General features: G+C 64.1%; 21 protein-coding genes. 10 read left to right on the top strand and 11 right to left on the bottom strand.

Annotation, left to right across the window (positions count from 1 at the left end):
• Positions 1 to 272: 272 nt before the first annotated feature.
• Together AWB79_RS37340 and AWB79_RS37335 are read left to right on the top strand one after the other, a co-directional pair.
• Positions 273 to 1,169 carry a LysR family transcriptional regulator gene (locus tag AWB79_RS37340; RefSeq protein WP_061172491.1) on the top strand — a complete coding sequence of 299 codons (897 nt, stop codon included), beginning with the start codon at positions 273 to 275 and terminating at the stop codon, positions 1,167 to 1,169.
• 102 nt (positions 1,170 to 1,271) lie between these two features.
• Positions 1,272 to 2,021 (top strand): carbonic anhydrase family protein, encoded by a 750-nt coding sequence (locus AWB79_RS37335; protein WP_061172490.1) that lies wholly within the window; start codon positions 1,272 to 1,274, stop codon positions 2,019 to 2,021.
• Here AWB79_RS37335 and AWB79_RS37330 read toward each other — a convergent pair.
• From AWB79_RS37330 to AWB79_RS37325, 3 genes are read right to left on the bottom strand one after another with little or no spacing between them, the layout of a single operon-like run.
• Positions 2,018 to 3,601, bottom strand: a complete 1,584-nt coding sequence (locus AWB79_RS37330) for an alanine/glycine:cation symporter family protein (RefSeq protein ID WP_061172489.1) — start codon at positions 3,599 to 3,601, stop codon at positions 2,018 to 2,020. The two genes, AWB79_RS37335 and AWB79_RS37330, sit on opposite strands and share 4 nt — an antisense overlap.
• Positions 3,577 to 3,858, bottom strand: a complete 282-nt coding sequence (locus AWB79_RS39910; protein WP_157695936.1) for a hypothetical protein — start codon at positions 3,856 to 3,858, stop codon at positions 3,577 to 3,579. Before AWB79_RS39910 ends, AWB79_RS37330 begins: the two co-directional genes overlap by 25 nt.
• A gap of 56 nt (positions 3,859 to 3,914) precedes the next feature.
• The gene (locus tag AWB79_RS37325) at positions 3,915 to 5,657 is read right to left on the bottom strand and encodes a response regulator (protein ID WP_061172488.1); all 1,743 of its coding nucleotides are present in this window, start codon (positions 5,655 to 5,657) and stop codon (positions 3,915 to 3,917) included.
• A gap of 133 nt (positions 5,658 to 5,790) precedes the next feature.
• Here AWB79_RS37325 and AWB79_RS37320 point away from each other — a divergent pair, with 133 nt between their 5' ends.
• The 3 genes from AWB79_RS37320 to AWB79_RS37310 all read left to right on the top strand — a co-directional run bounded on the left by AWB79_RS37320 (position 5,791) and on the right by AWB79_RS37310 (position 8,982).
• Positions 5,791 to 7,401: a YadA-like family protein gene (locus tag AWB79_RS37320; RefSeq protein ID WP_082862595.1), complete on the top strand. Its 1,611-nt coding sequence runs from the start codon at positions 5,791 to 5,793 to the stop codon at positions 7,399 to 7,401.
• A 269-nt stretch (positions 7,402 to 7,670) separates the two neighbouring features.
• Positions 7,671 to 7,979 carry a DUF2165 domain-containing protein gene (locus AWB79_RS37315; protein ID WP_232471145.1) on the top strand — a complete coding sequence of 103 codons (309 nt, stop codon included), beginning with the start codon at positions 7,671 to 7,673 and terminating at the stop codon, positions 7,977 to 7,979.
• A gap of 10 nt (positions 7,980 to 7,989) precedes the next feature.
• Positions 7,990 to 8,982 (top strand): alpha/beta hydrolase, encoded by a 993-nt coding sequence (locus tag AWB79_RS37310; RefSeq protein ID WP_061172486.1) that lies wholly within the window; start codon positions 7,990 to 7,992, stop codon positions 8,980 to 8,982.
• Here the strand turns inward: AWB79_RS37310 and AWB79_RS37305 are convergent, their stop codons facing one another.
• From AWB79_RS37305 to AWB79_RS37290, 3 genes are all read right to left on the bottom strand, one after another.
• A complete protein-coding gene (locus tag AWB79_RS37305; RefSeq protein ID WP_061172493.1) occupies positions 8,983 to 9,930 on the bottom strand; it encodes a TauD/TfdA dioxygenase family protein in 948 nt (315 codons plus the stop codon).
• A 366-nt stretch (positions 9,931 to 10,296) separates the two neighbouring features.
• A complete protein-coding gene (locus AWB79_RS37295) occupies positions 10,297 to 10,683 on the bottom strand; it encodes a DUF1801 domain-containing protein (protein ID WP_061172484.1) in 387 nt (128 codons plus the stop codon).
• Between the two features lie 64 nt (positions 10,684 to 10,747).
• Entirely contained in the window at positions 10,748 to 11,281 is a 534-nt protein-coding gene (locus AWB79_RS37290; protein WP_061172483.1) for a DUF4142 domain-containing protein, read from the bottom strand.
• A 241-nt stretch (positions 11,282 to 11,522) separates the two neighbouring features.
• Here AWB79_RS37290 and AWB79_RS37285 point away from each other — a divergent pair, with 241 nt between their 5' ends.
• The 5 genes from AWB79_RS37285 to AWB79_RS37265 all read left to right on the top strand — a co-directional run bounded on the left by AWB79_RS37285 (position 11,523) and on the right by AWB79_RS37265 (position 16,501).
• Positions 11,523 to 13,652: a hybrid sensor histidine kinase/response regulator gene (locus AWB79_RS37285; RefSeq protein WP_061172482.1), complete on the top strand. Its 2,130-nt coding sequence runs from the start codon at positions 11,523 to 11,525 to the stop codon at positions 13,650 to 13,652.
• A 194-nt stretch (positions 13,653 to 13,846) separates the two neighbouring features.
• On the top strand, positions 13,847 to 14,170 hold the full coding sequence (locus tag AWB79_RS37280) for a DUF6566 family protein (RefSeq protein ID WP_061172481.1): 324 nt from the start codon (positions 13,847 to 13,849) through the stop codon (positions 14,168 to 14,170).
• Between the two features lie 83 nt (positions 14,171 to 14,253).
• Positions 14,254 to 15,285: a Dyp-type peroxidase gene (locus AWB79_RS37275; RefSeq protein WP_061172480.1), complete on the top strand. Its 1,032-nt coding sequence runs from the start codon at positions 14,254 to 14,256 to the stop codon at positions 15,283 to 15,285.
• Positions 15,278 to 16,081, top strand: coding sequence for a family 1 encapsulin nanocompartment shell protein (locus tag AWB79_RS37270; protein ID WP_061172479.1), 804 nt, complete (start codon positions 15,278 to 15,280; stop codon positions 16,079 to 16,081). Before AWB79_RS37275 ends, AWB79_RS37270 begins: the two co-directional genes overlap by 8 nt.
• Positions 16,082 to 16,120: 39 nt before the next feature.
• Positions 16,121 to 16,501, top strand: coding sequence for a TraR/DksA family transcriptional regulator (locus AWB79_RS37265; protein ID WP_061172478.1), 381 nt, complete (start codon positions 16,121 to 16,123; stop codon positions 16,499 to 16,501).
• A 7-nt stretch (positions 16,502 to 16,508) separates the two neighbouring features.
• On the opposite strand, the gene AWB79_RS37260 is transcribed toward AWB79_RS37265, so the two are convergent.
• The 5 genes from AWB79_RS37260 to AWB79_RS40730 all read right to left on the bottom strand — a co-directional run.
• Positions 16,509 to 16,895 (bottom strand): VOC family protein, encoded by a 387-nt coding sequence (locus AWB79_RS37260; protein WP_061172492.1) that lies wholly within the window; start codon positions 16,893 to 16,895, stop codon positions 16,509 to 16,511.
• Between the two features lie 207 nt (positions 16,896 to 17,102).
• On the bottom strand, positions 17,103 to 17,714 hold the full coding sequence (locus AWB79_RS37255; protein ID WP_061172477.1) for a TetR/AcrR family transcriptional regulator: 612 nt from the start codon (positions 17,712 to 17,714) through the stop codon (positions 17,103 to 17,105).
• A 252-nt stretch (positions 17,715 to 17,966) separates the two neighbouring features.
• Complete coding sequence (gene tssJ / locus AWB79_RS37250; RefSeq protein WP_232471144.1) at positions 17,967 to 18,473, bottom strand: type VI secretion system lipoprotein TssJ; 507 nt, start codon at positions 18,471 to 18,473, stop codon at positions 17,967 to 17,969.
• A gap of 14 nt (positions 18,474 to 18,487) precedes the next feature.
• Complete coding sequence (gene tssF / locus AWB79_RS37245; protein ID WP_232471143.1) at positions 18,488 to 20,089, bottom strand: type VI secretion system baseplate subunit TssF; 1,602 nt, start codon at positions 20,087 to 20,089, stop codon at positions 18,488 to 18,490.
• Positions 20,086 to 21,576, bottom strand: a 1,491-nt coding sequence (locus tag AWB79_RS40730; RefSeq protein WP_232471142.1) for a type VI secretion IcmF C-terminal domain-containing protein, incomplete at its 5' end; no start/stop codon positions are given. The genes AWB79_RS40730 and tssF, both read right to left, overlap by 4 nt.

Raw genomic sequence — 21,576 nt, 5'->3', positions numbered from 1 at the left:
TTCGCGATTTGGCCGATCCCGATGTTCCGGTACTCGGGCCTTGGTTTTTTTACGGCTTCAGCCATGCTAGACCCCAAATTGACGTTACGCGCAGCCGTCGCCCGACATGGGCGCGAATCGTCCCGCCTGCCTCACTCGTGAAAGTGATCGGCGATACCTGTGGGGATGAGTTCTGAGCGCTCGGACTGCGCGATAAGCGGTATTTTGTCGCGGGATTGATATACTGTCCAATATCTATCTCGTCTTTCTGAAATAGCTTTTACATATATCGCATGGAACTGCGTCATATTCGCTATTTTCTGGCCGTCGCCGAGGAACGCAATGTGACGCGCGCGGCGGAGCGGCTGGGCATCGGTCAGCCGCCGCTCAGCCAGCAAATTCACGCGCTGGAGGACGAACTCGGCGTGCGCCTGTTTCGCCGGACGGGACACGGCGTCGTGCTGACGGAGGCCGGCGAGGCGTTCGCGGTCGACGCCAAGCGTCTTTTGAACGATACGCGGCTCGCCGTCGAAAAGGCCCAGAGCGCAGGGCGCGGTGAGATCGGGCAGCTCAATATCGGCTTCACTGGGTCGGCGGCGTTCAATCCGGTCGTGTCGAAGCTCATCCGCTCGTATCGGCAGTCTTATCCGAACGTCACGCTCACGCTCACCGAAGGCAACACTGCGCAACTGCTCGCGCATCTCGACGGCGGCCGCGTCGATGTCGCCTTCGTGCGCCTCGGAAGCCAGTCGCCGGCGGGCGTGCAGATCAACCACATCGCCATCGAGCCGATGAAGATCGTGCTACCCGCCACGCACAAGCTCGCAAAAAAGCGCAAGGTGCCGCTCGCGGCGCTCGCCGAAGATCCGTTCGTCATGCTGCCGCGCGAGGCGAGCCCGACCTTGCATGACGTGATCGTCGGCGCATGTCGTGAAGCCGGCTTCGAGCCGGTCGCCGGGCAACAGGCGCCGCAACTGTCCTCGGTCGTGAATCTGGTGGCGGCGGAGTTCGGCGTGTCGCTGGTGCCGGCATCCGTCTGTCAGATTCAGGTCGATGGCGTCGCCTATACCGACGCGCTCGGCAGCGCCATCAGCATTCGACTCGCGCTGGCCTCGCGTATCGACGCCACGGCCGCGAAGACGGCGAACTTTCTGGAGATTGCCCGGCAGCTCGCCACGACGTCGATATGACGTTTGCCATCCGAACAATCGCGCATTGAATTCGCCACGATTCGGGCTATAAACAAGTAGCCCGAATCCGTTCCCGTAGTCCACAGGTCGAGGAGCGAGGTCATGCGAGAAAAAGAAATGGCGCATCCGCTGCAATGCACACATGCGTGCCGCCGGGGTTTCCTCAAGTCGGTTGCATCCGCGACCATCGCCGGGCTGGCCGCTCCGCCGCTTCTCTCGACACCCGCCCGTGCCGATGCGCTGACCCACGCGCAGCGCGACAGCATGACGCCGGAGCAGATCCTCGAAGCGATGAAGCGCGGCAACGAGCGCTTCCGCAGAGGCGAGCGAAAGCCGCGCAACTATCTGAACGAGCAGAAAGCGAGCGCCAAGGGGCAATATCCGGCGGCCGTGCTGCTCAGTTGCATCGATTCGCGCGCGCCGGCCGAAGTCATCATGGATCTCGGCATCGGCGATATCTTCAATTGCCGGGTCGCGGGCAATATCGAGAACAGCGATATTCTCGGCAGCATGGAATTCGCGTGCAAGCTGATGGGCGCGAAGGTCGTGCTCGTGATGGGGCACACGTCGTGCGGCGCGATCAAAGGCGCGATCGCCAATGTCGAGCTGGGCAATCTCACGGGGCTGCTCGCGCGCATCAAGCCTGCCGTGGACGCAACGCAGTACGACGGCGAGCGCACGGCGACCAACTATCCGTTCGTCGACATGGTCGCGCGCAAGAACGTGGAACTGACCATCGCGCAGATTCGCCGCGACAGCGCCGTCCTCAGCGAACTGGAAGGCCAGCATACGATCAAGATCGCCGGCGCGATGTACAACCTGAGCACCGGTGCGGTCGATTTCATCGCTTAATTTTCGACGCGCTCGCGAACCTCATCCTCGCGCTTCGCGACGCCGCGAATCGCCGTCCAGTACTCGGTGCGCACGCCTATGCGCTCCGATACGAACGAACCGCCCTGCGTTGCGCGATAGTGCGCGAGCGCCCTGTACACGAGCTTCTGGCCGGCCAGAAGAATCGGCACGTTGAGCAGCACCATCACGATGTTCATCAGATCCGAGAGCGCCCAGAGATTCGGCAACTCCAGCCCGGCGAGCACGGTAAGCGCGCCGAACGGCACGAACACGAGCGAGCCCACGACGCGAATGCCGGTAATGAACGCCCGGCTGCGTGAAATGAAGTTTGCCGAGATTTCCGCGAACGAAATCATGCCGAGCAGCGTCGTGAACGCGAACAGTCCATAGCACACGCACATCACGATCTTCACGCCATGCGCGAGCGTCGCCGGCACGAGCGCTTCGACCGATGCGAGATAGACCGTGATCTTCGACGCCCTCACGGATTCCCACGCCTGTCCGTCGACTGCGCCGGTCCACACGTGCGCCATGACGACAATGAAGCCCGTCATCGTGCAGATGATCATGGTGTCGAAGAACACGCCGAGGCTTTGCACGAAGCCCTGCTCGCACGGATGGTCGTTGTCGGCGATCGCGGCGGCCATCGTGATGGTGCCCTGCCCCGCTTCGTTCGACATCAGCCCGCGCTTGACGCCCTGCGCGAGCGCCGTGCCGATCGCACCGCCGAACAGCGCATGCGGTGCGAACGCGCCGACGATCACTTCACGAAAGAAGTAAGGAATCAGCGGCAGATTGATCAGGATGATGACGAGCGACATCAGGCAGAACAGCGTGGCCTTGATCGGCACGAGCACATCCGTATAAGCGGTCACGCGGCGAATGCCGCCCATGATGATGAATGCGCACGCCACGATGAGCCCGGCAGCGATGACGTAATACACCGTCGACTGACGCGCGAGGTGCGTGCCCGCCACCGTATCGGCAATGGTGCCGATGGCCGTGAACACGTTGAACGTTTGCGGCGGCACGTTGAAAAGCGCATACACGATGAACACCAGCGACAGGAACGTGCCGACGATGCGCTTATCGCCCAGCACGCGCCGTCCGTAGAACGGCAGGCCGCCGACGAACTCGTCGTGCTTTTTTTCCTTGAAGAGCTGCGCGAGCGTCGATTCCATGAACGCGGTGGCCATGCCGAAGAACGCGGCGACCCACATCCAGAACAACGCGCCCGGCCCGCCGACCGAAATCGCGCCCGTAATGCCGACGATGTTGCCCGGACCCGCACGCATCGCGAGTCCGAGCATGAAAGACGCGAGCGCGCTGACGCCGGTTTTCGACGGCTGCCTGCGCAACATGATGCGCACGATCTTGCCGATGTTCATCGTCTGGATGAAGCGCGTGCGGATCGTGAAATGAATGCCGACGCCGACCAGCAACAGGATCGCGAATGAGAATTGTCCGAGCACTGGAATGCGCGCGTACCCGTTGAAATTCGTCGGAAAATCCCACAGAAAATCCGAAACGGGCGCGATGAAGGCGAACAATGCGTTCACGGATTGAAACAGACTTTCCACGCGAGGCGTTCCTTTGATGCTTCGGCCTGCTTCAGACAGGCGTTCGGAATGTTAAGAATCCGGCGTCGTCCGCCGCCGGTGAGCGTGCCGTCCCGGCACAAATCGTTCGAGGCAAGGATTATAGGGGCGACTTCGACTAGCGCGCGATCTCGAGTCATGTGTTTCTGGTCCGAAACTCCATGCCAGCCGAAACCGGAACAATTGATTGCAAAAATCAGCGGCGGCCCGGCGATTAATGAGATATCCGGAGAAGACACGCTTCGTTCTTCTGCAGACGTCGATGCTCGATGCGGGGCGTGCTGCGGGGGCGATGCTATCGATCGGCGGCTTTCGGCAGGATCATCGAGACGCGCAGACGGAGGCGCGATGCGTCCTGTTCCACGATCGCCAGCCGCGCCTCGATCCGCTCGCACAGCTCGCGCGCCATGTCGATGTTAGATGCGTCCTCCGGCGCATCGCCACTGCGCGTGACGACCACATCGATATCCATGGCGACGAGCGCGCGGCTCTTTAGCGCGCTGCGCACGCGAAGCGCGATGCCTTCGGCACGGAACGCCGCGCCGAGCGGCGCGAGCGCACTCGCCAGCACCACGCGGCAGCGCGCCTCGTCCATCCAGACGCGCGGCGCCCGCAAGTCATCAACATTGGTCGTGATCAGGGGCGCCGGTTCGCCCAGCCGTTCGCGCAGCGCGCCGGCAAGCTCGTGCGCGAATCGGCCGAGCTCGCAGGAACGCGAAACCGCCGCGCCCGGAGCGCCCGACTCGGCGCGCAAATCCAACCAGGTTTCAAGCAGTTCGTGCTGCATGCGCAGCGCGTGCGCCGCGCCGCGCGCCTCTGCGAGCGCCGCATCGTCGGGCGCCGCACCCTGCATGCGGCGCAGCGCGGATTCGAGCGCCCCGAGCGGCGCGCCCGCGCGGCGCACGTGCTCGACGAGCAGCGCGCCGCTCGCGCGGCGGGCCGCATCGGCTTGCGCCTTGCCCTCGCGCAGATGCGCGAACGCCGCTTCCTGTTCCGACAGGTTCCACTGGCCGCAGACCATCGAGACGACATCGCCGCGCGCATCGCGCATCGGACCGCCCCAGAAACGCTGCGTCGTCACGCGGCCGCGATAGGTGACGACCACCTCGCGGTCGAAGGAAACGCCGAGCTTCACCGCTTCCTTGTAGATCGCATCGAGTTCGGCGGCGTCGCGCGCATCGATCAGATCGGAGTCGGCGATGCTGCTGCCGAGCAAATCCTCGCGCTTGCGCTGATAAGCGGCGAGCAAATGGTCGTTCGCGAACAGCAGGCGCCCGCGGCGGTCGCGAATGGAGATGCCTGCGGGAATCGCATCGAGCGCGCGTCGCATGAGCGCACCTTGGTCGCGCTCCTGGCCGTCCTCGCCGTCGATGCCTGCGGCGAAGACGTCGGCGTCGGACTGCGGCTCGCTCATGCCCGGCCCGAGGAGCCTGGCGCGCCGCGCGACCTCGACCAGCTCCACCAGATTGGTGATGTTGAGCTTGCGAAACAGCCTCACCTTGTAGGTGCTCACGGTCCGGTCCGACAGCGCCATCTCGCGCGCAATGGCGCCGTTCGAAAAGCCGCTCGCCAGATAATTCATGACGGTCAGCTCACGCGCCGACAGGCTCGCAAGCTGGTCCGCTTCGCTGCGCCGCCCGGCATCGATGGCAGCCGCGCCGCCGGGAAAGAACGTGCGCCCCTGCGCGATCGCCTCCAGCGCAAGCAGCAGATCGGCCAGATCGTCCTGCTTGCTGACGAATCCGGACGCGCCCGCCTGCATGCACAGGCCGATGAAGTGCTCGCTGTCGGCCGCCGTGAGCACGAGAATCTTCACCTTCGCGCGGCGCCTGCGCAGCCGCCGGATCACTTCCAGCCCGCCGAGCCGCTTGAGCCGCAGCGCGAGGATCAGCAGATCCGGCTTCACTTCGAGCGTCTGCGACAGCGCCTCCAGACCGTCCGCTACTTCCCCCACGACCGCGTAGCGCTCGCGATCGAGCAGGGAACGCACGGCATGGCGCATCGCCGGCTGCTCCTCGGCCAGCACGACCCGATACATTCGCGTCCTCCGCTGAAATCGTCAGGAAAATGTAGTGCGAGTCCTACGCAAAGTCCAGAAATCGGCGATTTCGCGTCAATCGGCATCTTCCGAAAATTGCTCCATCAATCGATGAACGATCAGGAGCACGATCATGACCAAGTCCTGTAGCACGGCCCGCAATTTCCGGAATGCGAAACGTGGTGTTGCAATGGCGCTCGCGGCCGCCATCGGACTGATGGGCGCGACGGGTGTCGCGCTCGGCGGCGGCGTCGGAGTCGGGACCGATCAGGCGCTAGGCGAGAACAGCGTCGCCGTGGGCAAGGATGCGAAGGCGCATCGCAGCGGCGCGGTGGCGATCGGATCGGGTTCCGAAGCGATGGGCAATCGCGCGCTCGCCGCCGGCGCGGGCGCGAAGGCCCACGGCGACGACAGCGTCGCCGTGGGTGCGGGCAGCGCCGCGACCGGCCGCTACAGCATCGCGCTGGGCAGCGGCGCGCGGGCGGAACGCGACAATGCGATCGCGCTCGGCAACCTCGCCGCCGTCCTGGGCGACAACGCCATCGCGCTCGGCGCGCGGGCGACCGTACAGCGCGACAACGCGATCGCCATCGGCAACGATGCCAGCGTGCTCGCCGCGAACAGCGTCGCGCTCGGGTCCTTTTCCGTCGCCAACGGCCAGGGCCTGAATCAGCAGGCGTGGCTCGTGGGCGGCACGGCGAAGGGCGAAGTGTCGGTCGGCGCGGCGGGCAGCGAGCGGCGCGTGACGAATCTCGCGGCGGGCGCGCTGGACACCGACGCCGTCAACGTCGCGCAACTCAGACAGGCGATGAGCGGCACGGGCGGCACGGCAGCCGATGCCGTGCTCTACGACACGTCCGAGCACGCGCGCGTGACGCTCGGCGGTGCGGACGCGGCGGCGCCGGTCACGCTGTCGAACGTCGCGGCGGGCGCGATCGGCACGCTGAGCACCGACGCGGTGAACGGCAGCCAGCTCTATGCGATGACCGCGTCGATGGGCCAGGCACTCGGCGGCGGCGCCGGCGTGAACCCGAACGGAACGTGGCGCGCGCCGGCGTATTCCATCGGCGGGCGGACCTTCGACAATGTCGGCGACGCGCTCACCAACATCGATGGCCGCGTGACGAATATCGAAAGCTCGGTGACCTCGGTCAGCCAGCAGATCAGCAACGGCGAGGTCGGCCTCGTCAAACAGGACACCACGACGGGCGCGATGGCGGTCGCCGCCGACAGGAACGGCACGCTCGTAGATATGACCGGGCAGGACGGCGCGCGCCGGATCACCGGCGTCGCGGACGGCGATATTTCCGCGACCAGCGCCGACGCCGTCAACGGCAGCCAGATCTACGCGCTGAGCCAGGAGATGGGCGCGGTGAACCTGAACATGACGGCGCATGCGCAAGCCATGCAGGACATGGCGACGCAAGCGAACACCTACACCGATCAGCGCGTGGGCGCGGCGCTGCAGAGCGCGAACAGCTATACCGATGGCCTCGTGGGCACGGCGCGCCGCGACGCGAGCGGCGGCACGGCTGCCGCGATGGCGATCGCCGGCCTGCCGCAGGCGGTGCAGTACGGACGCAATCTCGTCGGCGTGTCGGGCGCGACGTATGACGGCCAGTCGGCGGTCGCGCTCGGAGTTTCGCGCGTGTCGGGCTCGGGGCGCTGGGTGTTCAAAGGATCGGCTTCGACCAATACGCGCGGATATTACGGCGTCGCGGTCGGCGCGGGCATGCATTGGTAGGGGCGTCAGGTATCGGGGCAGCCACTGCGCGATGAAGTGGCTTCTCCCCTTTGCTTGATCGCCTGATTTTTGCGGCGAAGCCGAGAAAGTGAGGGAGCGAGAATCGACGGTTAGTTGCAATCGATCATCATGTTCAGCTCATTCCAGACCTGGACAATCGTCTGCGATACGCATCAGGAGAACGAGATGTCCGAACGACTCGTCAAGCTGCTCGCCGTCGCCTCGATGGCGCTGCTCGCCTCGCTTGTATCGCGCGATTTCCTCGCCGGGTGCTGCAGCACGCGGGCTACGACCTGATCATCCTTCTCGAAACCGTCACCGCGCTGCTCTACTGGGCGGGCGTCATCGCGATGTGGCGCGCACGGCGGCAGCAACACGCCGGCCTCACGCTCGGTTACCTCACCTGGCAGGTCTGCTTCATGAGCATCGGCGGGGAGTGGTTCGACATGTGGATGTCGAAACAATGGAACGGCGAAGACAGCGCGTTCCGCTTTTTCATGACCTTTCTTGTGATATTGATTTTCGTGACGCGCTTCGAAGCGCCTGACGCGCCGACGCACCCGCGCGACGCTGAATGAGGACCATCGAATGAACACGCACCCCGCAGCCGCCGCGATCCAGGTGAGCGACATCGGCAGCTTCCACATCGGCGGACAGATGACCACGCTGGCAGGCATGGCGCCGCGCTCGCGCGTGAGCACGGCGCAAGGCGCCGTGCATCCGGTCGATCCGAACGGCGAAGTGATCGTCGGGCAGATGTACGTGCAGTACGTGCGCCTCGCAGCGGCGCGCAGTCCTCATCCGCTCTTGCTCTGGCATGGCGGCGGCATGAGCGGCGTGAACTGGGAAACCACGCCCGACGGACGTCCTGGCTGGCAGATGTTTTTCCTGCGCGCGGGCTTCGACGTTTACGTGTCCGACGCCGTCGAACGCGGCCGTGCATCGTGGGCGCCTTATCCGGATGTGTATCCCGAAGCGCCTTACTTCCGCACCGCGCGCGAGGCGTGGGAAGAAACGTTCCGCTTCGGCCCGCCCGGATCGTGGCACGCGGAGACCGCATCGCGCCGTCCTCACGACCGCTTGCGCTTCGACGTCGCGAAGATGGAAACCTTCATGAATCAGTTCGTGCCGCGCTGGTCGACGAACGACGCGCTCACGCAACACGCCTACGACGCGTTGATCGGGCGCGTGCCGGACAGCATCGTGCTCACGCACAGTCAGGGCGGCAACTTCGGCCTGCGCGCAGCGCTCCATGCGCCGGAACGCGTGAAGGCGGTGATTTCGCTGGAACCCTCCGGCGCGCCCGACCCGGCAACGAGCGATCCGCGCGTTCTGCGCGGCCTTCCGCATCTATTCGTCTGGGGCGACTATCTGGACCGGCATCCGTTCTGGATCGAATCCGTCCCGAAGGTGCGGCGATGGCACGAAGCGCTCGCCGCGGCCGGCGTCGATACGCAATGGATCGATTTGCCCGCGCGCGGCATCGCAGGCAACAGTCACGCATTGATGGCCGACGACAACAGCGACGACATCGCCGGCCTCGTGCTCGAATGGATGCGCGGGCACAGGCTCATCGGCTGATCAGTTCTGGGCGAGCGCCGCCGCCGCGCCCACCGGCGAGCCCTCGAGCGCCACTGACGCGCGCCCGTCCGGCCCGACGGGCACATCGCCCACCAGCGTCGTGCGATACAACTGGCGGTCGAAGTCGAGATCGAAGATATCGACGGGCGCGAGATGCGCGGTCGTGCGGTTGTCCCAGAACGCGACGCTGCCCGCCTCCCACTTGAAGCGCACCGTGAATTCCGGTCGCGTGACGTGCTCCCACAGCAGTTCGAGCAGCGCCTGACTCTCGCGCGGCGCGAGGCCCGCGACCTGCTTGAGAAAGCCCGGGCTCACGTACAGCGCGCGCTCGCCGGTCTCGGGATGCACGCGCACGAGCGGGTGTTCGCTCACGAGAACGTGTTCGGTGACGGCCTGGTTGAACGCATCGGTGCCGCTCGCGCCTTGCGGCGGCGCGAAACGATGCACGCCGCGCAAGCCATCGACGAAAGCGCGCAGCGGCGCGGAGAGCTTTTCGTAGGCGATCACGAGATTGGTCCATTGCGTGTCGCCGCCATACGGCGGGATCGTCACGCCGCGCAGTATCGACGCGAAGGGGGGATTCACGGCGGCGGTCACATCGGTATGCCAGCCGGTCCAGGGGCGCAGCAGCGACTGCCCTTCGAAGCGCGTGGCCTTGCGGAACTTGGAGATCGAATAGATCTGCGGATTTCCTTCGACATGCCCGAACACCGGATGTCCAACCGTGAGCTCGCCGAACTGCGCGGAAAACGCGACGTGCTGTTCGTGACTCAGGAATTGCTCGCGGAAAAAGATCACGCGCCATTCGAGCAGCGCGGCGCGTATCGCCCGCACCTTATCGGCGGACAAGGGCCGCGTCAGATCGACGCCGCCGATCTCCGCGCCGATATGCGCCGAAAGCGGATGGACGGTCAATTCTGCTTCGTTCTGTAGCGCGGCTGCATTCACGATCGGGCTCCTTTCGATAAAAAAACGAAACGGCGCGTTCAGCCGCCGGGAACCCAATGTACTAGCCGCTCCGCCGCGCGCGAACGAAGAAATCGCGATACGGAAAGTTTCGGGGGCGATAAGCGATGGGACGTTTTCGTGTTCGCAGAAGAAACGACAGGCGCGAGCCGTCTGAAAATCGGAACGATCGCCGAAAGCAGGCTGAAAAGAGTTCAGAGCGCGAAGTTTCCCGGAGCGCTGACCGACTGCCATGGAAAGCGCACCGCCGTGGGCATCGGCGGGCCAGCTGTGACACGCGCGTCCGAGGTCACGCCATGAACCCTTCTGTTCCCGACGGCGGCGCGCACGGCCTGAGCGTTCCGCGCTTCAGTCCTTCGGCGGTTTCTTCTTCGCCTTCGCCTGATTGAACGCGATGGCCGCGCGCACGAGTTCCGTCAGCGCGCGCTTGTCGATCGGGTCGCCTTCGAAGAAATCGATCGCACGCCGGGCGTTGCCTTCGAGTCCCGCGTTGAAGAGCCGGTCCGGATCAGGAAGGCTCGCGCCATTGGCGAAGGTGAGCTTCACTTTTCCCTTGTGCGCATTGGCCACGGCGATCATGCCGTCGCGATACCAGACCGGGCTGCCCATGTACTTCCATTCCTCGACGACCTCCCGGTCCGCCGCGAGAATGATCTTGCGCATGGCGGCAAAAGTCTCGCCGCGCCAGTCGGTGATGCCGGCGATCAACTGATCGATTCGTGCGGATGCGTCCATGAAATCTGCGTGCCTCGCGTGATGGTTTTGATGCGGCGCGGCCATAATAACGTAGTCGTCGCGTTCAGCGTTTCAGTCCCGGACTGCCTATGCTCAGTTGCAGACGGTGCGCCTGATCGAGATGAAAAATGAAGGACGGACGCGAACGGATCAGCAGCAGGCGCACATCGGCGCTGCTCGTCGTGCGGATATAGCCATCGACGGTATTGACGAGCTTCTGCAGAAAGACGACCTCGCGGTCGAGATACGCCTCGTCGAAGTCATGGCTGCTGGTCTCGTCCAGCGATGCGAGCTCGTCGGCGCTTTGCTTCGTCAATGCGTCGCTGGTCGCGCTTCTTTGCGGCTGCGCGCCGAGTCTTTGCGTGAGCGCGACGATCTCCTGATTGACCTGGCCATGCTCCGAGACTAGGCGCTTGGCGAAGACCTGCAGACTGGCGGAGCGCGTCTTGCCGAGCGCGAGATTGCCGGCCGCGATTTCCGCCTGATTCGCGACAAACACGACGCCCAGCATTTGTCCATCGGTCAGCGACTCCTGTGCCGCCGCACTCGCCCATGCGAGCAGCAAAATCAGTCCGGCAGCGATGCTTTTGCCTCTCATGCCCGCTTCTCCCGTGATGTGACCGTCTTCCAGCCGTATCGTCCGATGACGGCATCCAAGGAACCATGGAACTCCGGCGTGTTCAAAATGCAAGCCTTGCGTCTGAGCGCCCGGTCCTGCATGCCTTTAAGGGACCTGCATGAACTAAGATGTAGCCTTTATTGACGCACGTGATGCCGTAGCAATCGATGCCGCATGCCTGCATGGCTCCGCGGCGCATTCCATGTCCCTGTTGAGCGTTATGAAACCTGAAACGGCCTGGCCCGAACAATCCTTCGACTGTGACGGCTGGCGTGGCGAGATGGCCGCGCGCATCGCCGACTTCGACTGGTCGGGCACGGCGTTGGGTCCGATCGATCAATGGTCGAAGAGTCTGCGGGCCGCCGTTCAGTTGCTGCTCGCTTCGCCGGTGCCGCTGGTCATGCTGTGGGGCCGCCCCGGCACGATGATCTACAACGACGCCTACGCGGGCTTCGCCGAAGGCCGTCACCCGTTTCTGCTCGGCAAGCCGGTCGAGGAAGGATGGTCGGAGATCGCAGCGTTCAATCGCAACGTGGTCGACACCTGCCTTTCGGGCGCCACGCTCTCGTACTCGGACAAACGCCTGACGCTGCATCGCAACGGCCAGCCCGAAGACGTGTGGATGGACCTTCACTATAGCCCGGTCGCGGAAGACGACGGGCATCCCGCCGGCGTATTGTCGATTGTCTTCGAAACCACCGGGAAGGTGCTCGCCGAACAGCGCCGCGACGCCGCCGAGCGCGCTTTCCGCGAAGCCAACGAGCGGCTCAAGCTTGCGCTCAGTTCCGGCATCGTGCTGGGCACTTGGGTATGGGACGCGGTCACCGAACGCTTCAGCGGCGACGAACGATTCGTCAAGGTTTTCGCGCTGCAAACCGGGGGCGAAGACACCTGGCCCTTCGACAGACTCGCGGGCGGTCTGCATCCGGAAGATATCGAGCGCGTGCGCGAATCGATGCGCGGCGCGCTCAGTCGCGAGGACGGACGCCACGAAGTCGAATTGCGCATCCGCGCGCCGGAAGGACAGTATCGATGGGCGTTGTCGAGCGGGCGCTACGAGTTCGACAATGCCGGCAAGCCCGTGCGCCTGCCCGGCGTGCTCGTCGACATCCACGAGCGCAAGATCGCCGAGGACAAGCTGCTCAGGCTCACGCAGACGCTGGAGGAGCGCGTGGCGGAAGCGGTCACCGCGCGCGTCGAGGCCGAGGAGCGGTTCCGCCAGGTGCAGAAGCTGGAGGCCATCGGCAATCTCACCGGCGGCGTCGCGCACGACTTCAACAACGTGCTGCAGATCATCTCCGCGAATCTCCAGTTGATCGAACTCGCCACGCGCGACCGGCCGGATCTCACGCGCCGCCTGCACGTGGTGAGCGAAGCCGTGACGCGCGGCGGCAAGCTCGCGGCGCAAATGCTCGCCTTCGCGCGCCGCCAGCCGCTCAACCCGGCGGTCGTCAATCCGGCAAAACTCGTCTCGGACATGTGCGAGTTCCTGCAGCGCGCGCTGCCCGAATCCATCAAGCTCACGACTTCGGTGGCGGATGGCGTGTGGAACCTTTTCGTCGATCGCAGCCAGCTTGAAAACGCGCTCCTGAATCTCGTCATCAACTCGCGCGACGCGATTCGGGAAGGCGGCAACATCCTGCTCGAAGTAACCAACGCGGAGCTTGCCGACGGACACGCGAGCGGTCTCGCGCTGCCGGCTGGCGAGTACGTGCGCCTCGCCGTGACCGACGACGGCGCCGGCATGCCCGACAGTGTGAAAGCACGCATGTTCGAGCCGTTCTATTCGACCAAGGCCGAAGGCCAGGGCACGGGTCTCGGGCTCAGCATGGTGTTCGGCTTCGTGTCGCAAAGCTCGGGCTGCGTCGATGTGAAGACGCAGGTGGGCGTGGGCACTTCCGTCGCGCTGTATTTTCCGCGCTGCCTGCAGGCGGAAGCCGCGAGCCCGGGCGGCGTGCGGCCGCGCGCGTCGCGGGGCGGCGAGGTCGTGCTCGTGGTCGAAGACGATCCCGACGTGCGCCTGGCCACCATCGACATGCTCGCGCAGCTCGGCTATAAGGTGCTCTCCGCGCAGGACGCGGACTCGGCGCTCGCGGCCCTGCAGACGAACCGTGACGTCGATCTGCTGTTCACCGATGTCGTCATGCCCGGCACCATCCGCGCCAACGAACTGGCGAAGATCGCGAGCGCGCCGCCGTATGGCGCCGCCGTGGTGTTCGCGTCGGGCTACACGCGCGACATCATCTTCCACGAAGGGCGGCTCGACGAGGGCGTCGTGCTGCTGAAAAAACCCTTCACCTTCGACGAACTCGCCCGCACCATCCGCCAGGCGCTCGACGCGCGACGCTGAAGCGCCTGCCAGCAGCACGCGCCGCCGCCCCGCGTTCGATTGCCGGAGCGTGCCTTTTGCAGTATTCATTGCATAGACTTGAGTTAATCTCAGGCCTCGTCGTGCGCGTGCCTTCGGACGCGCACTGCGCCGCGCTTTCGTATGAGCTTTAACGACGGCGCGCGACACATCAGGCAATCGCATCGGAGAACCAGATGGACTCTGCCATTGACGTCTATGCGGGTTTCGAAATCTCGGTGGCGACGCGACGCAACGAGCGCGGCGCATGGATCGCGGATCTCAGCGTGAGCCGCGACGGCAAGCCCGCGTTCGAGCCGTGGACCGAAACCGTCCAGCCCGAATGGCGCACCTGCGACGAGGCCGTGCGGGATGGCCTCGAACGCGCGCGGCGCGTGATCCGGCAACACGCGGGCGGCGGCGACGATCATTCGTGGATCGTGACGCGCCGGCATGCGCAAAGCTGGTTCACCACTGAAACCGATCGCTTGTCCGGCCACACTTTCACACGCGGCAACTAAGGCCGCGTCTTCACGTGCGCTGACGCGACATGCGCGGCGCACGGCCCGTTGGTTCAACCGCTTCACGTCATCGCACCCGACAGATGCCCGATAACTCACCGGAACCACAAGCCGTCTGTAATCCAATCTCACGAAGCGCGATCTTCATCGTCGCGACGATTTCCCGCCACGCGGGCAAGGCCGATGTCGTGCGCTCATGGTCCGGCGACGTCGCCGCGCTGGTACGCGCGGTCGGCACGCGCGCGCCGACCGCGAATCTCTCCTGCGTCTGCGGCTTCGGCGCCGATGCGTGGGACCTGCTGTTCGGCGCGCCGCGTCCCGCGTCGCTGCATCCGTTTCGCGAAGTCGGCTCGGGCGACCGGCGCGCGATCGCCACGCCCGGCGACATCCTGCTGCATATCCGCGCGGACCATATGGACCTGTGCTTCGAGCTCGCGTCGCAGATGCTGAACAAGCTCGGCGATGCGGTCACCGTGGTCGACGAGGTGCACGGCTTTCGCTATTTCGATCTGCGCGACATGGTCGGCTTCGTCGACGGCACCGAGAACCCGACCGGCAAGCACACCGCCGGCTACACGATCATCGGTGAAGAAGATCAGGCGTTCGCGGGCGGCAGCTATGTGATCGTGCAGAAGTATCTGCACGACCTCGACGCATGGAACGGACTCACGGTCGAGCAGCAGGAACTCATCATCGGGCGCGAAAAGTTATCCGATGTCGAGCTCGATGATTCGATCAAGCCTTCGTGCTCGCACAGCTCGCTCACGACGATCGAGGAGAACGGCCAGGAAGTGAAGATCCTGCGCCATAACATGGCCTTCGGACGTCCCGGCGCGAAGGAGTTCGGCACGTATTTCATCGGCTACGCGCGCACGCCGAAGCCGATCGAGCAGATGCTCGAAAACATGTTCGTCGGCCGGCCGCCCGGCAACTACGACCGGCTGCTCGACTACAGCCGCGCCGTGACGGGCGGGCTGTTCTTCGTGCCGTCAGTCGATCTGCTCGACGAACTGCCCGACCGCAATCCCGACGCCGCGAACGACGACCCGCAGACGCCGGGAAGCAGCGGCGCCCTGAACATCGGCTCACTCAAAGGAACGCCACGACATGAATAACCTGCATCGGGAGCTCGCGCCGATCTCGAGCGCCGCATGGGCGCAGATCGAAGCCGAAGTCGCCCGCACCTTCAAGCGCTCCGTCGCGGGACGGCGCGTGGTCGATGTGAAGGAACCCGGGGGCACGGCGCTGTCCGGCATTGGCACCGGGCATCTGGGCAACGTCGCCGCGCCGCGCAAGGGCGTCTCGGCGAAGCTCTACGAGGTGAAGCAACTCGTGCAGCTCACCGCGCCGTTCACGTTGCAGCGCGAAGCGGTGGACAGCGTGGAGCGCGGCTCGAACGACGGCGACTGGCAGCCCGCCAAGACCGCCGCGAGCGAGCTCGCGCTCGCCGAAGACAGCGCGATCTTCGACGGCTACGCGGCCGCCGGCATCGTCGGCATTCGCGCTGGCAGCTCGAACGCGCCGACCCTGCTGCCCAACGACGTGGTCGATTACCCCGCCGCGATCAGCCAGGCGCTCGAAAAGCTGCGCCTCGCCGGCGTCGACGGACCCTACACCGTGCTGCTCGGCGCGGATGCGTACACGGCGCTCGCAGAGGCGAGCGATCAGGGCTATCCGGTGATCCAGCACATCAAGCGCATCGTGAGCGGCGATCTCGTGTGGGCGCCCGCGTTGCAGGGCGGCTGCGTGCTGTCCACGCGCGGCGGGGACTACGAACTGCATCTCGGACAGGACCTGTCGATTGGCTACACGAGCCATACCGACACCACCGTGCAGCTCTATCTGCGCGAAACGCTCACGTTCCTGATGCTGACGAGCGAAGCGTCCGTGTCCATCGCGGCCGGCGAATAGCGCGTCGGAATCGCATTTATCCTTTCATGGAGCACGATCATGAGCAGCCAGCAAAGCGGTTTGAGTGACGAATACATCGTGGAGCAGCGCGAGCGCTTGCTGGCGCTGAAACGCGACGTGCTCGGCGGCGAGCAAGGCAATATCACGCGCGAGCGCCGCTTTCAGGAAGAGCGCGGTTCCGAAGCGCACGAATACGAGGACGATGCGCAGCGCATGGAGCAGGACATCACGAACCAGGCGCTGCGCGACGTGAACGACAGGCGCATCGGCGACATCCAGCGCGCGCTGGAAAAGATCGACGAAGGCACGTATGGCCTGTCCGACCAAAGCGGCACGCCGATTCCGAAAGCGCGCCTCGACGCCATGCCTGAAGCCATTTTTACCGTCGAGGAACAGGAAAAGCGCGAAGCGGGCCGATGAGCGCGCTTCAGTCGTCGAAGGTGCCCTGATACTCGGGCGCGGCGTCGGCGCGCGTGTTCAGCTCGAACATCACCCCGCCCGGCGCGCGGCAAAAGAAGCGCGAGCCGCGTCCGTTGTTGAAGATGCCCGTTTCCATCGGTACGCCCGCCGACGCGAATCTTGCGTGCAGTTCGCGCAACGCGTCGAGATCAGGCAGCTCGAAGCCGACGTGGAATGCGCGAGGCCAGTCGGGCGTGTCGTCGCGCGCGTGATCGATCACTACGTCGAAACCAGGACGCTTGAGAATGTACGACTGCTCCCACGTGCCCGCGATCGTGAAGCCGAGATATTGCTCGAAGAAGCGGGCCGTCGCGGACGTGTCGGCGGAAGGAAAGCTGAGGTGATTGAGCTTCATGCTCGTGATCGAATCTGTCATCGTTGATCTCTCGATAGGTTGATCGGCGGCGGTTCCGTTTTTCGCGGCCACCCGATAACGTCAGAATATAAGCAATAGCTCACATTCGACTACTCGCATTGCGCAGGCTCTCCGATCACGCGAAAACCCGTACCGTCACGCACTTTCATGCACCGGAGCCGCGATGCGTCCATCGTCTGCTCACATTCACGCGTTACCGCTCCTCGATAGATAGCCGAACACGGCCGCACGCACGCGGCGCTCCAGATCGTCGAGATCGCGTTCACCGCGCTCGCCTGCCGCATCGACCATGCCGCGCACCATGGCGAGCAGATCGCCCGCCGCGACATCCGGGCGCGGATGCTTCGGCGCGGCGCGTCCGACGACGATTGCGACCAGTTCCTCCATCTCGCTCTTGGCGACTTCGCCGCGCAATGCGGGGCGTCCTTCCGCGATATCGAGCAGGCGCGCGAGCATCGGCCGCTGCAACTGCTGACGCACCGCCGCGCCGATCAGATATTCGAGCGCCGCGCGGCCGCTGCGCTTGGTCAACGCGCCGGACGCGTCCTCATGAAAGCGCCGGTTCTCGCGATGAATCAGCGCGACGGTCAGCGCATCCTTGCCCGGAAAGTATTGATAGAGCGATCCGATGCTCACACCCGCGCGCCGCGCCACGGCGTTCGTGTTGAAACCTTCGAAACCTTCGCTCTCCAGCACCTGCGCAGCCGCTTCGATGATGGAGGTTACCGTCGCCTCCGAGCGCGACTGAGCGGGCGCCTTGCGAGGGCGAAAAGGTTTGTGCGACGGACGTGTGCTCATGCGTAATTTCTAGTTAAATCCGGTGGGCCGGGACGTTGGCGTATTGCGTCGACAGACACTTGCCTGCGCGTGCAGCCGCAATGGCCCGCATGGCCTCGATCGTGGCACAGATTGACCGCATCTCGGGATATCAACTGACGTCACTCCGGCTGACGCAGACTGCAGGTAAGTCGCGTCTGCTCACCGCGTGGTCTGTGGCCCACACCACGACAGCAGGATCGCCGTGCCCTGAAAGCGAGCCTTCTGGTTTCGTCATCTCTTGATCGCCTTCGGTTCATCGAACACGCTTAACGCCCGCTCCGCCAAGCTCAACTCCAACGGCACATCAGCCGGCAGCTTTTTTACGGCCACGACTTGCTTCCACGATTCTGTCTTGTCGGCGCTCGGGTAGAACGCAGCGATCGCGATCACTTTCGTGTCCCGTTCCATTGGCTGAGACATGCTTGCCGAGCCGCCCGGATTGACCACCGCCGCCATGCGCGCCTGCACATCTGCTTCGAGCACGACGTCGTCCTTGGTGAGCAGATCGTTGAATGACGCCGCATCGAAGCGTTTGCGGTCCTTGAGTTGATACACGCGCACCGCCACCGATCTCGGATGACCGGCGTCGTCCGGATTCAAATTCGGGATTGCGCTCAGATCGACGTTGACCGATTTGCCGCGGTTGTGGAACACCGTGTCGTAGGCATCGACGGTGCTGTCGGAGGCGGCCTGCCAGACGCCGCATCCCGACAAAAGCACGGTCAAAGCCAGACCCATCGCCCGATTTCGATTCATGTTCTTCGCTCTTTATGCGGCCCGCGCCTCGAGATACGGATTGGGCGACGGCGCCGGAAACGCTTCGCACACGCCCAGTTCAACCGTGATGAGGCGCTCTTGCTGCGAGGGCAGTACGACGGTCCAGCCAAGGCGCGGTGCGCCATGTAGTTTCTGCTTTCCCACCGACGGCTCGGGCACGAAACGCGAGGAGATCTGCATGCGCAAATGCACGTCGCCAACTCGTCGATGCGCGCTTCACGCAGCCCCTTGCGCGGCAGCATGCCGTTGGTGCCCGTCACGTGCAGCGACACGCTTTCCTCAGGCAAATCCTGCATCGCTTCCCACGCGTGGCCGCCGAAGATCACCCAGGTCTCGTACAGGCCGTCCATGCCGGGCCGCACGCGCGTGTGGTAATAGCGCTCGGGCGATTCATGCCGCAACATGCCGCCGCGATGCCGGAACGTCGAGAACGGCACGTATTCGTAGCGCTCCGAGGTTTCGTGATCGAACGCCTCGACGGCATCGACCGAATAGGTCTGGATGTGCGCGCCCTGATAGCCCGCGGGCACCACCCGGTATTCCGTTTCGTGATGGTCGATTGCCACCGGTTCTGCATCGAGCTCAAACAGGTTGATGACCGGCGAGCAGAAGAGCCGGATGTTCTCTTTGTTGAAGCGCTGATCGGAGGGGTACGGATGCTTGAGCGTGATTTCCAGCTCGAAACGGGTGGTGCCTTCGGGGAGCTTTTCGACATCCAGTCCGCACAGATCGACAAACAGGAATTTCTCGCGAAACGTGAAATACTCCAGCAGCAGTTGATAGCCGGAGAAGGCGGCGTCGGACTTGGGCCACAGGCGTTCTTCGGATGAAAATCCGGCCGGTTCGATCGTCACACCTTCCAGCGGCAGCGCTTCGCCGTCGCGGATTTCAGGAATGCGCCAGTCGATCGAATGAACCTGACGCGTGAGCGCGAGGTGCATGGCGAATGCGGTCGGCTGATCGGCGTTCAGGTATAGCCGCAGCCGCGACAGGTCCGTTTCCTTGCGATTGGCGGAGTGGTCCAGTTCGAAGGCAAGGCGAATCACCGAGCGGCCGTCGTGACGCACGGTGGGTCCCGCCTGCAGCAGACGTAGCGGATGCAGATCGACTGGTTGAGTCGTGCGATAGAGGCACTGGACCATCGTCGGCGTGCTGCCTTCGTTGCCTTCCTTCGGCACCGGAATCGGCGCGGCGCGGACCGGCACACCCGACGGCACATGCTCGGTGCGCTGATGCTTTTCCCCGAGCGGAATCAATTCCACTACGGACAGCGACGGAATCATGCGCAGGTAATGCGGCCACAACAGACTCACCAACCCTTCGGTCAACTCGGGTAGCTCGTCATCGAGTTTCTGCTGAAGCCTGCCAGTCAGGAACGCGAAGCCTTCATATAAACGTTCGACGTATGGATCGCGATCGCCCACGCGGTCCAGATTGAGCATGCGCGCCCGGTCCGGATGCGCGCGAGCGAATTCCCGGCCGGCTTCGCGCAGATAGCGCATTTCGGCTTCGTAGTAGCGAAGCACGGGGTCCACATGTTGTGCGGGCTCGGTGTCTGTGATTCGATCGTCGGTCATCTGTGTGTCTCCGGCAGCGGGACGCCAACTTTTTGAGCCGAGGCGATGGCTCCGGGTGGCAAAGGCGGCAGGTTCGGGCCGGAATTTTTCGGACCATCCTTCGCCGTGCTCGTTATGAAAATCCGCGCGGGCAACGTGAAGTGGCGTAGGGACAGCACATCGAGCGGACCGGCACCGCCTTCGGCACGCAATTGCACCGAGAGTGGAATGCCTATGCTTTGCTCGGGCGTCCACGACAACACGTAGCGCGCGTTGTCGTGCTGCGTGACCTTCGCGCGCTCGAACAGTCGGATGAGCGCAAAGCGTCCCTGCGCGTACATCGTCGAGCGCAAGCCGGCCTCATCGGTCTGCCATTGCAGTTGCGCGTTGTTGTCCAGTCCCTGGCCCGGCCACTCGAACGGCACCCACTGCTCCATCTGGTTGAAATAGTGCAGTTGCTGGCCGGATGAAATCAGCTTCAGGTCGGTGATGCCCGGTGTCGGTACGCCTCGCAGTTCGAAGCGCAGGCGTGCGTCGCCTGAAGGGAACAACGACGTCGATACACGAGCGAGCTTATTGAGCGCAGCGAGGAAGGCTGGATCGAGCGTGAGCGTGCCCTGGTTCATGCCTTGCGCCGCGACCCATTGATTGCCCTGACGTTCGATCACGCCCGCCAACTGCGTCGAAACAAACTGAGCAATCAAGCCGTTGTCCATGCGCATGAAGCTCGCCATGTCGGGCAACGAGGCGTCGTTATCCTCCATGCGCATTTCGTTCTGCGCAGCGGTGCGGATAATGTTCCGGGTGTGATTCAGATTATTTACAAGGTCCGGATTCCGGCTGTCGTGCAGCGAGCCAATAATCACCGGACGGTTCGGGTCTTGCGCGGTAAAGATCAGCGCCACTTCCGTGCCGTCGAGGAGCGGCATGTGGTGGCCGTAGTTCGCCCCCGCATACGGCCTGGCCATACGGATCGCGCGGCTGCGTCCACCCGGACTCCATTCGTCCAGATCGAACGGCATCACCGTGACATACAGGCCTTTTTCGCTCAGGTAGCTGTACTTGTACTTTCCGGGCGAATCTATCCTGGCCGGGAGAATGCCCTCCACCTTCGGCTGCGCGATCTTGTCGATGCTCGTGCGCCACCGGCGACCCGCCGGAATACCCCGGAACGTGCACCAGTACGACGTGCTGCGCCCACCGCCAAAGCGGATCGACGTAATCAAGATCCCATGGGGCGCATCGACCGGATTCATATCGAGACGCACCGCCTCGCCCACCTCGATGGAGAACGGATTGCCTCGCGCGCGATAGCTGATCTGTTCGGCTAGGTGCGCCTCGTGACGCACCAGCGCGATCGCCTTGCCCTCTTCGATCGTCTCGTAATGCTCGCCCCAGGAGTTATCGACACCATCAGTGGTCTTGTCCGCTGGCGCCGCATTCGCGTCCACCAGCAGCTTCACATCGGCCTGCCGATGGTTGTAGTCGTTCAGTTGGATCGACTCGGG

Source organism: Caballeronia hypogeia (assembly GCF_001544875.2).
GTDB lineage: Bacteria > Pseudomonadota > Gammaproteobacteria > Burkholderiales > Burkholderiaceae > Caballeronia > Caballeronia hypogeia.
Note: the sequence above shows the minus strand (reverse complement) of the source record. Positions and strands in the feature narration are given on the sequence as shown.

Bases quoted from the DNA above. Each gene is read 5' to 3' on its own strand.
- AWB79_RS37340 (WP_061172491.1), top strand. From the start codon at position 273: ATGGAACTGCGTCATATTCGCTATTTTCTGGCCGTCGCCGAGGAACGC.
- AWB79_RS37335 (WP_061172490.1), top strand. From the start codon at position 1,272: ATGCGAGAAAAAGAAATGGCGCATCCGCTGCAATGCACACATGCGTGC.
- AWB79_RS37325 (WP_061172488.1), bottom strand. From the start codon at position 5,657: ATGTATCGGGTCGTGCTGGCCGAGGAGCAGCCGGCGATGCGCCATGCC.
- AWB79_RS37320 (WP_082862595.1), top strand. From the start codon at position 5,791: ATGACCAAGTCCTGTAGCACGGCCCGCAATTTCCGGAATGCGAAACGT.
- AWB79_RS37310 (WP_061172486.1), top strand. From the start codon at position 7,990: ATGAACACGCACCCCGCAGCCGCCGCGATCCAGGTGAGCGACATCGGC.
- AWB79_RS37295 (WP_061172484.1), bottom strand. From the start codon at position 10,683: ATGGACGCATCCGCACGAATCGATCAGTTGATCGCCGGCATCACCGAC.
- AWB79_RS37290 (WP_061172483.1), bottom strand. From the start codon at position 11,281: ATGAGAGGCAAAAGCATCGCTGCCGGACTGATTTTGCTGCTCGCATGG.
- AWB79_RS37285 (WP_061172482.1), top strand. From the start codon at position 11,523: ATGAAACCTGAAACGGCCTGGCCCGAACAATCCTTCGACTGTGACGGC.
- AWB79_RS37280 (WP_061172481.1), top strand. From the start codon at position 13,847: ATGGACTCTGCCATTGACGTCTATGCGGGTTTCGAAATCTCGGTGGCG.
- AWB79_RS37275 (WP_061172480.1), top strand. From the start codon at position 14,254: ATGCCCGATAACTCACCGGAACCACAAGCCGTCTGTAATCCAATCTCA.
- AWB79_RS37270 (WP_061172479.1), top strand. From the start codon at position 15,278: ATGAATAACCTGCATCGGGAGCTCGCGCCGATCTCGAGCGCCGCATGG.
- AWB79_RS37265 (WP_061172478.1), top strand. From the start codon at position 16,121: ATGAGCAGCCAGCAAAGCGGTTTGAGTGACGAATACATCGTGGAGCAG.
- AWB79_RS37260 (WP_061172492.1), bottom strand. From the start codon at position 16,895: ATGAAGCTCAATCACCTCAGCTTTCCTTCCGCCGACACGTCCGCGACG.
- AWB79_RS37255 (WP_061172477.1), bottom strand. From the start codon at position 17,714: ATGAGCACACGTCCGTCGCACAAACCTTTTCGCCCTCGCAAGGCGCCC.
- tssJ (WP_232471144.1), bottom strand. From the start codon at position 18,473: ATGGGTCTGGCTTTGACCGTGCTTTTGTCGGGATGCGGCGTCTGGCAG.
- tssF (WP_232471143.1), bottom strand. From the start codon at position 20,089: ATGACCGACGATCGAATCACAGACACCGAGCCCGCACAACATGTGGAC.